The following is a 2,649-nucleotide window of genomic DNA, read 5'->3' as shown; positions in this document are numbered from 1 at the left end:
GTTTAATCATGGGACGCGGAATCATTCGAGACGATGTAACCGATAACGCTGGTAATGCAATCCAGGGGAAAGAGGTTACTATTTACATTGCCGATACAGTCACCAAGGCGACGCTGTACGATGCGTCAACTGGTGGTAGTGAAATTGGCAACCCTGTTGTTACCGACGAAGATGGCGTATTTGAAGCCTATGCAGACACGGGTGAATATGAGGTCGAGATAGACGGCCAGATTGAGGGGCGCTATAACGCCGTTGACGGCGATGAGCTTGCCGACCTGTTAGCAATCAAAGACATTGGCGGGCTTACCACTGCCGATAAAGTCACCTACGACGGCGAATCCGCCAACGTCAAGCTAGCCCTTGATGCACGAGTCCCCACCGTCGGCACGCTGGGGGAGTTGGCCGCATCATTAACCTCGCTAATAATAGCTGTCGGTGACTCCCGCAAATGCCGCTACTACGATAATAACAATGTGACAGGCTCTGGTGCAGAGTGGCAGTGTATAAACACATCCTCGTCTGCTCCGGCTGGTGCTGAGACTGGCACAGCTAATGGTCGAAAATACTGGCTCCCCGTGGATAGCGGTAATGGTTATTTAGTAGTCGAGAACACGGCAGGCGGTACGTGCTCACAGTTTCACAACATCGAAGGCCTGAAGACTTATACCCAATATGGGGCAATTGGTGACGGTACGGCGGTTGATAGCCCTTCCATCAAGGCGTTTTACGCGGCCAATAAGTTCTACGCTGGCGAGGTTGGACGGTTTCGTATTGCGGCGGCTGATTGTCCTATTGCTCTCGCTCAAGGAACGTTTATGGGTGCGGTAGGTATCGCCTCCAATTATGCCAATCCGGGTGGCCAGATTGACGGCACTCGCTATCTTATTGACTGCAATGAAACCAAGGATATTTTTACTATCACGGGCGGCACCTTGGATGGTACGGCGGTCAATATATCCGGAAGTTTTTCCAGTCACGCAAATTCTGCTGGAGTAGATCAGTCTGGCAGAACTATCCGCTGCTTTGTTTTAACGGATACGTTTTTTGTTAATTTCAAGGGTGCTGTTTTTGAGCACTTGAATGTTTCCGACGCCATAGACACGGCTGGGGCTTGCAATGAAACACTTGTTGACTCTGATTGTATCTTTGCCTTGATCGGGGATACGACTGGTGCATTGGAGGCGATTACCGGAGGGTATACATACGGTAACGGTGTAGATCTATCAAGTTCTGCTGATTCGAAATGTCACGCATTCATTGAGGCATGTGGTGGCACTGGCTTACGTATGTCAGCGGACTCAAACTTTGACAGTGTGTGGATAAACCTTTGCAATCGTGGTTTTTCTTTTACGGGGAAAAACGTGCAAGGGCGCGGCTATGACATCAAGCTAAACCGGGAGTGGGGGATTCAACCCAGCACAAATGCCACCGACTTTTATATCGGTCCCGGCGTGTGTAAGTACAACAATTACGCTAACGCTACCGGCACGGCTGATGCAACATTCAACATACGATTGACCAGCGGGCATTCAGGGTTTGTTATTGATGGCGCAGACCTAGAGGATGATCTTTCTGAAATCCCGACACACTCTTCGAATAAAACGACACTGTCTAACGGGATTCATCTCGGCGCGGCGGGCAACACAGGGGTTATTAGGGATGTTAAATTTGGAGACACTGAAGCGTCAGGTGCAAGGATACATGACCCTAACGGCAACTGGGCCAGCGGTAATATTCAGGTTCTGGGCCATATAGTAACCGGTAGCACCAACAACCTTAACGGCATAAACATACCTCTCGCTAGCTCCGTTGACATCGGTGGCGGCAATGTGGTGCGTGGCGCGGCAGGCAGCAGGGCGATGAATGCTCAGTACGACACTATCGTGTCAGGAGTGGTTCGCTCGAAGGGCAACGGTACGCTACTACGCGCCTCCCGATCCACTATCGGCCCTAAGTTTGTCAGCGATGCCGCCCCTGCTACGGCAATTGTAACTAAAGTTGGAGGCGCTAATGGCGGTGCTGTTGGCGTGACCGGATGGTCATTCCCTGTGACTTTTTCACACACAGGCAGCGGCGGCGCGGAGAACATGAATATTTATGCGCTGCCGGACAGGGCTGCTGGCCGAATAACAGTTGTCTATGGTGACGGCGGAACGGATAGCTTTATGATTTCTGCCACGATCGTGTGGGATGGCACTACGCTTACGGTTTCAGATTCTATAACCCACAACAGCGGTTTTGGTGCGCCCTCTCTGGTTAATAACGCGGGAACGCTGGCGGTTAGCGCGTCGAAAGCATCAGCGGAAAGCGGGAACATGCAAGTCCATTTTGAAGGCTTTTGGGCCGAGGTGTAGTAATTAACGCCGCACAAGGACAGAGATATGCAAGACCAATTACCGCAAGCAGTTAATGGAGTGACGGCAAGCGGGCTGTCGTTAACTTGGCTATCGGCTGGATGGGCGTGGATGGGCAATAACAGCGACCAAATCACGGTTGTTTTCGGCTTTATCGGCTTGTGTATAACGGCCTATGGTGTTTTGCGGAGGCGGAAGTGAAATACAAATTCGGCCCTCGCTCTCAGAAACACCTCGATGCTTGCCACCCCTTATTACAAAAGGTTCTAACCAGAACATTAAATTTCGGTGTGAT

At 51.0% G+C, this 2,649-nt stretch carries 2 protein-coding genes; both read left to right on the top strand.

Translation table 11 applies throughout. The features are described 5' to 3' along the window. On the top strand, positions 1-2,354 hold a 2,354-nt coding region (locus ABYP33_RS18495; protein ID WP_373092746.1), incomplete at its 5' end, for a hypothetical protein. Positions 2,355-2,381: 27 nt separating this feature from the next. Next, positions 2,382-2,555, top strand: a complete 174-nt coding sequence (locus ABYP33_RS18490) for a hypothetical protein (protein WP_373092744.1) — start codon at positions 2,382-2,384, stop codon at positions 2,553-2,555. Positions 2,556-2,649: the final 94 nt, after the last annotated feature.

It is taken from the genome of Zhongshania sp., assembly GCF_041584495.1.
In the GTDB taxonomy this organism is placed as follows: Bacteria; Pseudomonadota; Gammaproteobacteria; order Pseudomonadales; family Spongiibacteraceae; genus Spongiibacter.
The sequence above is the reverse complement of the archived record's forward strand: the minus strand, read 5'-3'. Positions and strand labels throughout refer to the sequence as shown.

Bases quoted from the DNA above. Each gene is read 5' to 3' on its own strand.
- ABYP33_RS18490 (WP_373092744.1), top strand. From the start codon at position 2,382: ATGCAAGACCAATTACCGCAAGCAGTTAATGGAGTGACGGCAAGCGGG.